Annotated in this window: 2 protein-coding genes; both read right to left on the reverse strand. The window is 67.0% G+C overall.

From position 1 onward, the window contains the following. Positions 1 to 326: 326 nt before the first annotated feature. Positions 327 to 572 carry a DUF3717 domain-containing protein gene (locus tag HMPREF3115_RS25555; protein ID WP_006404271.1) on the reverse strand — a complete coding sequence of 82 codons (246 nt, stop codon included), beginning with the start codon at positions 570 to 572 and terminating at the stop codon, positions 327 to 329. A gap of 203 nt (positions 573 to 775) precedes the next feature. Then, positions 776 to 1,841: amino acid permease (locus HMPREF3115_RS25560; RefSeq protein WP_256276430.1), on the reverse strand; the 1,066-nt coding region annotated here is incomplete at its 5' end.

The raw sequence follows: 1,841 nt of genomic DNA on the forward strand, positions 1-1,841 counted from the left end.
GAGGCGCTGCCGGCTGAGGCGCTGCCGGCTCACCTGCGGCGAGCGGCGACCCAGCCTCTTCTCGCCCGGCACGCCAGCGCTTTGTGAACAGACGCCCATGCGGCGTCTCGACATAAGTCTCCTCGGTGACGATATCGGTCATGTGTCGGTCGATGTGCGGGTGAGGCGGCCGCGCGCGGGCGGCCGGATCGAATCGCGTTCGATGGTGGCCTGCCGGCGCCCGTCGCGTCAAGCGCAGCACCGCGCGCGCCAAAACGAAACGGGAAGCGCAGCGCTTCCCGTTCGTTGCCCGACGACGCACCGCGCGGCACCGCGGCACGCTCGCGCTAGACCTCGGTCGCGTACAGCGCGTCGCGCTGCGCGTCGCTCAGCGAGTCGAGCGGCACGTCGGGCAGCCGATAGCAGATCATCGTGCCGTACAGCTCGGCCAGGCAGTTGCTGCCGGCGTCGAGGGCGTAGCCGTCCTCGCCGTCCGGCGCCGGCGGATACACGGTGCGCCACGCATTGATCGCGGCTTCGATTCGCACGATGGAAACGGGTTCGGTCTTCCGCTCGGCGGGTGATGCGCTCATGACTTCCTCTGGGTTGCGCGCTCCGCGGGCCGCGGCGGCCCGACGGAACGATGAAGACACCGGGCCGTGCCGGCCCGGCAGGGTCGGAAATATAACCGGCTTTGACCCTGCATAGAGAAAATCCGAGCAAAAAAAACGGGAAGCCTGGCGCTTCCCGTTTCGTCGTCCCGCACGGCGTCCGCCGCCGCGCGCCGCGCACGTCGTTATGCGGTTTCGTGCTGCGAGACCGGCTGCGCCTGTGCGCCGCGCTGCCCGTCGCGGTTCGCGGCGACCCACGGCGCGATTTCCATGTCTTCGTAGCGGACGAAACGGCTTTTCTTCACGAGCCGATAGCCGAGCCATACGACGAGGAACAGCGGGATGCCGACATAGGTCGCGACGACGCCCGCCCAGTCGATCCGGTTCGCGAGAAACGCCTGATAGTCCTGACCGAGCGCGATCACGATGCAGAGCACGAACGCGAACAGCGGGCCGAACGGGAACCACTTCGACTCGTACGGCAGTTGATCGACGCGGTAGCCCTGCTTCACGTAGCCCTTGCGGAACCGGTAGTGGCTGACCGCGATGCCGAGCCATGCGATGAAGCCCGTCATCCCCGACGTGTTGAGCAGCCACATGTAGACGGTCTTGTCGCCATAGAGCGACGTGAAGAAGCACAGCGCGCCGACGGCCGTCGTCGCGTACAGCGCATTGCGCGGCACGCCGCCTGCCGACAGCTTCGCGAACAGCTTCGGTGCGCGGCCTTCGGTCGCGAGGTTGTACAGCATGCGCGTCGACGCGTACATGCCCGAGTTGCCGGCCGACAGCACTGCCGTCAGGATCACCGCGTTCATCACGCCCGCCGCGAATGCGAGGCCAGCGTGACGGAACACGAGCGTGAACGGGCTGACGCCGATGTCGGTCACATCGGTCTTCAGCAGGTTCGGGTCGGTGTACGGAATCAGCACGCCGATCACGAAGATCGCGAGCACGTAGAACAGCAGGATCCGCCAGAACACCTGACGCACCGCGCGCGGAATCGTCGTGCGCGGGTTTTCCGATTCGCCGGCCGCGACACCGATCAGCTCGGTGCCCTGGAACGAGAAGCCGGCGATCATCGCGACGCCCATCATCGCCGGCAGGCCGCCCGCAAACGGCGCGTCGCCGATCGTCAGGTTGCTCCAGCCGCCGTGCGGCGCGCCCTTCAGAATGCCGAAGATCATCAGCAGGCCGACGCCGATGAATGCGACCACGGTGACGACCTTGATCAGCGCGAACCAGTATTCGGCC

Source organism: Burkholderia sp. HMSC10F09 (assembly GCF_001806955.1).
Lineage (GTDB): Bacteria > Pseudomonadota > Gammaproteobacteria > Burkholderiales > Burkholderiaceae > Burkholderia > Burkholderia multivorans.